Origin of the sequence: Streptomyces silaceus, assembly GCF_001419745.1 — a bacterium.
In the GTDB taxonomy this organism is placed as follows: domain Bacteria; phylum Actinomycetota; class Actinomycetes; order Streptomycetales; family Streptomycetaceae; genus Streptomyces; species Streptomyces silaceus.
In genome coordinates this window covers 1-3,770 of record NZ_LIRJ01000414.1, presented here as the reverse complement: position 1 = coordinate 3,770, position 3,770 = coordinate 1, and the positions used below count along the sequence as shown (strand labels likewise).

General features: G+C 74.7%; 4 protein-coding genes. 1 reads left to right on the top strand and 3 read right to left on the bottom strand.

Annotated elements, in window-relative coordinates:
• Positions 1-168: 168 nt before the first annotated feature.
• Both AOK22_RS31930 and AOK22_RS31925 read right to left on the bottom strand, forming a co-directional pair.
• Positions 169-1,311 carry a PadR family transcriptional regulator gene (locus AOK22_RS31930; protein ID WP_055702204.1) on the bottom strand — a complete coding sequence of 381 codons (1,143 nt, stop codon included), beginning with the start codon at positions 1,309-1,311 and terminating at the stop codon, positions 169-171.
• Position 1,312: 1 nt separating this feature from the next.
• Positions 1,313-2,302 (bottom strand): DUF4097 family beta strand repeat-containing protein, encoded by a 990-nt coding sequence (locus AOK22_RS31925; RefSeq protein ID WP_055702203.1) that lies wholly within the window; start codon positions 2,300-2,302, stop codon positions 1,313-1,315.
• Positions 2,303-2,494: 192 nt separating this feature from the next.
• Here AOK22_RS31925 and AOK22_RS31920 point away from each other — a divergent pair, with 192 nt between their 5' ends.
• On the top strand, positions 2,495-3,364 hold the full coding sequence (locus AOK22_RS31920) for a hypothetical protein (RefSeq protein ID WP_244165188.1): 870 nt from the start codon (positions 2,495-2,497) through the stop codon (positions 3,362-3,364).
• 102 nt (positions 3,365-3,466) lie between these two features.
• Here AOK22_RS31920 and AOK22_RS31915 read toward each other — a convergent pair whose 3' ends face one another.
• Positions 3,467-3,649: a DUF6104 family protein gene (locus AOK22_RS31915; protein ID WP_003961784.1), complete on the bottom strand. Its 183-nt coding sequence runs from the start codon at positions 3,647-3,649 to the stop codon at positions 3,467-3,469.
• Positions 3,650-3,770 lie beyond the last annotated feature (121 nt).

Below are 3,770 nucleotides of genomic sequence, written 5' to 3'. Positions count from 1 at the left end.
CCGCCTGAGCGTCCGACCGTCCGGGGCGTCCAACTGTCCGGGGCGTCCGGGGCGTCCGGGCCGTCCTCCTGAAGTCGTCCCGTGCGGTGAGCGTGCCTCTCCCTCCCGCCCACTCCGTCCAGGGGAGGGGGAGGGGAGGGGTGCGGTCACCGCACCGTCGTGCGGGCGTCAGGCCCGGGGCGCGCGCAGGGCGGCGCCGATGTGTGCCGCGGCCTGGGACAAGTGGCGCCGGGCGTCGCGCAGTTGGTCCTCCGACACCCCGTGGTCGCGGGCCGCGTCGCGGATGTCGTCCCGGAAGCGGTCCAGCAGGCGGTCCAGGTCGCGCGCGGGGTCACCCGTCGAGTCCTCGCGGGCCCAGTCGGGTGCGTACTCCACGGGGAGGTCCTCAGGGGCGGCGCTGAACTTGGGGCCTGCGCCGTCCGTCGTGCCCGCCGCCGTCTCCGCCGTCGTGTCGGCCGGCCTCGTGGTGGTCGTGCCCTTCGCCGCCCCCGCGTCCGGCCCGGCCTTGCTGTCCGCGTCGGTCCGGGCGCCGTAGCCCTTCCCGAAGTCCCTGCCGAACTCCCCGAACTCCTTGGCCAGTTCGGTCAGGCCCTCGCGCACGCCCGTCGGCCAGTCGCCGCGCGAGAAGTGGTCCTGGACCTGCTCCTGCACGCGCCGCGCGATGCGCTGGACCTCCTCCTGCGCCTGCGCCCGCGCCTGCTCCTGGGCGTCCTTGGCCTGGCGGCGGGCCCGCTGGGCCTCCTCGCGGGCCCGGCGGCTCTCGTCCTTCGCCCGCCGCGCCTGCTCCTTCCACTCCTGCTTGGCCCGCTTGAACTCCTCCTTCGCCTGGCGCCAGCTCTCCTTGTCCCCCCAGGTGCCCTCGAAGAAGTCGGCGGGGTCGGGGAAGCCCTTGCCCGTGCCCGAGCCGCCCGAGCCGCCCGAGGAGCGCGCCTCCCTGGCCGCTGCCCGCATCTCGCGGCGCAGCTCGCCCGCCGCGCCCTGCACGCCGTCCCGGATCTCGGCCGCGAGCTCGGCGACCGACTCGCGGATCTCCAGCTCCAGGTCGGCCAGCTCGCCGCTGCGGTCGGCCAGCTCGGCGCGGCCGGCGTCCGTGATCGCGTAGACCTTCCGGCCGCCCTCGGTGGTGTGGGTGACCAGGCCCTCGGCCTCCAGCTTGGCGAGGCGGGGGTAGACGGTGCCGGCGGAGGGCGCGTACAGCCCCTGGAAGCGTTCTTCGAGGAGTCGGATCACCTCGTAGCCGTGGCGCGGGGCTTCGTCGAGCAGCTTGAGCAGATACAGGCGCAGGCGGCCGTGGGCGAACACGGGGGGCATCTCAGAGCACCTTCTTGTCGGTCGGGCCGTCGGTCGGGCCGTCGGCCGGCGCGGGGGCGTCGTCCGGGGTGGCGTCGGCGGGCGTGGTCGCGGCCGGCGCGTCGCTGTTCTTCGGGACGCCGTCCGCCGGATCACTGTCCCTCGGGTCGACGTCCAGGGAGACGTCGTCCTCGGGATCCTCCTCCGTCGGGGGCCTGCGCAGCAGCGCGATGGATCCGGAGACCGTCGTGGCCTTGAGCCGGCCGGCGCCCGAGCCCAGCCTGCCCGTGATCCGCTTGGCGCCCCACTGGCCGCCCACCCGCAGGTCCTCGAAGGCGTTGGACACCGCGCCGCTCGCGGTGTCCACCTCGACCTCCGCGTCCGCCGGGTGCGGCAGCCGGATCGCGATCTCGCCCGAGACGCTCGTCAGGGCCACATCGGTGGGGCGGCCCGCCGGGTCGAGGTCCACGATCATCGAGCCGCTCACGGACTCGGCGCGGACCGAGGAGCCCGCGGCCTCGACGACCGTGAGGCTGCCGGAGACCGAATTGAACCTCAGGGTGCCGGTGACGCCCTGCGCCTCCACGTTCCCGGACACCGTGTCCGCGCGGACCGGGCCCGCTATGCCGAGCAGCGTCGTGTCGCCGGAGACGCCCCGCACGTCCACGCGCTCCTCCATGCCGGAGACCACGGCGCCGGCGCCGACCACGCCGACCTCGACATGCGTCCCCGCGGGAACCGCCAGGGAGACCACCGCGCTGCGGCGCCAGCCCTTGCGGTCGAACCACTTGAGGAAGCCCTTCCAGGGCAGGTCGTCATAGGCGACGGTGAGGGTGCCGCCCTCCTGGGTGACGACCAGGGGAGGACCCTCGATCTCGGAGACTTCCAGGCGGGCGGAACTCTCGTCCGTACCCACCACGTTCACCGTGCCGTTGACGACGCGGACGTTGAGTGTGCTGACAGGGGCCTCGAAGGTGAGCTTCCGGGGCTCGGTGACGGACCACTCTGGCATGAGCTGACCTCCTTGGCCTGCGGGACGCGACGCGCCATATCGCGTCTCTGATATTCACGATATATCGCGCCTCGCGGAAGTCAAGGCAATTGCGGGACGAACCCCTCGTACGAGCTGTCGCCCGACTGTCCCCGGGCGCCGTACGCCACGCTCTCTGCGCCGAAAAGTGCGTTTTGTCCTAGCGTTGGGATCATGTCGTCCGATGCTTCCGAGCCCGCCGGGGCCGCTGGGCCCACCGGGTCCCCAGGACCTTCCGGGCCCGCCGGATCCGCCGGCGCGCTCCTGCTCTGCCGGGCCGAGCCCGCCTTCGTCGAGCCCGTGGCCCAGCTGCTCCGCGAGCGGATGCTGCTCGTGGAGGCCGGCCGCGGCTGGAGCGTGCTGGTGCCCGAGGGCAAGCCCTGGCTGCACGGCGAGGAGCCGGTCGACCGGGTCCTCACCGGCTGGGCGACCGCGCTCGCCGTCGGCTCCGGCTGGCCCGTGCTCGCCCTGTGGTGGGACGCCGACCGGTCCGGCTACACCCTCGCGGCGGGCTTCCGCCGCACCGTCGGCTACGTATGGCTGGCGAACGGCACACCCGTCGGGGAGGACGAGGCGATGCGGACGTTCGCGGCGCGCCTCGGCCTCGATCCCGTCCTGGACATGCAGTCACTGGAGGCGCTCGCGCGGCCCGACACGGAGGCGGACGCGCGCGCCAGGATGCGGGGCCTCCTCGCCGTCCTCACCCGCACGGGGCTCACCCTGCCGCCCGGCCTCGCCCCCGGCGAGCCGGCCGACCGGCTGCGCGAGGTGGCCCGTGTCCAGGGCTGCGTGCGCCAGATCGAGTGGTCCGGCTGGCGTGACGCGGTGCGGGCGGAGTTCGGCGCCGTCGAGAAGGGCCCGCTCGGCCCCTGGGTGCGCGGACCGAAGGCGCGGGCGCTGGCCGCGGCGCAGGTGGCGGCCGGGCTGCCGCTCGCGGTCTGGGCGGTACGGCGGCGCAGCGGCGGCTGGGCCGCGGCCGCCGCGCTGCTGCTGGCGCAGGGCGCGCTGGGTCTCGCGTACGACCGGATGCGGGCGCGCGACTGACGCGTCGCGCGTGCCGCGTCGAGGAGCCCTCGTCAGCGGCGCGGGCCCGCCCCGCCGCGCACCCCGCTCCACGTCACCGCGAGGCCCGCCGCGCGCCCGGGACTACTCGTCCTCGTCCTCGTCGTCCAGCCGCGCCAGCCAGGTCGCCAGGCGCTCGACCGGGACCTCGAAGTCGGGGTTCAGGTCCACGAAGGTGCGGAGCTGCTCGGCGAGCCACTCGAAGGTGACCTCCTCCTCGCCGCGCCGCTTCTCCAGCTCCTCGATGCCACGGTCGGTGAAGTACAACTCATGCTCCTGATGCGGACGGTTCGTTCCGCCTCATGGTAGGCGCTGGCCGGGGCCCGGCACGCCGGAGGGCCCGCCCCCGAGTGCGAGACTCGGGGGCGGGCCCTCCGTACGTGGTGAG

Excerpts from the sequence above, each read along its gene's own strand:
- AOK22_RS31925 (WP_055702203.1), bottom strand. The coding sequence starts at position 2,302 with ATGCCAGAGTGGTCCGTCACCGAGCCCCGGAAGCTCACCTTCGAGGCC.
- AOK22_RS31930 (WP_055702204.1), bottom strand. The coding sequence starts at position 1,311 with ATGCCCCCCGTGTTCGCCCACGGCCGCCTGCGCCTGTATCTGCTCAAG.
- AOK22_RS31920 (WP_244165188.1), top strand. The coding sequence starts at position 2,495 with ATGTCGTCCGATGCTTCCGAGCCCGCCGGGGCCGCTGGGCCCACCGGG.